Here is a 223-nt window from a genome sequence, read left to right on the forward strand (position 1 = left end):
ATCTGGCATTGTTATATCGCCATCAGTGAGTAACAAGACTTTACTGTTTGGTAATACTTTTTTATTTGCAGTTACCGATTGTTTTGTAATTTTCTCACCGTCACCAATAACGATTGGTTCTAACGATTTGCTATTCACTTTATCTTGCGCTTTTTGAGTTTCTTGACCTTCAACTTCAGGTACTTCACTATATTTAACATCTGACTTGTCTTTAGCTTCTTTA

General features: G+C 34.1%; 1 protein-coding gene. It reads right to left on the reverse strand.

Going from position 1 to position 223, the window contains the following annotated elements:
* The coding region (locus tag AST02_RS00005; RefSeq protein WP_141714578.1) for a PASTA domain-containing protein at nt 1–223 on the reverse strand (223 nt) is incomplete at both ends.

It is taken from the genome of Staphylococcus equorum, from assembly GCF_001747895.1.
Classification (GTDB): Bacteria; Bacillota; Bacilli; order Staphylococcales; family Staphylococcaceae; genus Staphylococcus; species Staphylococcus equorum_A.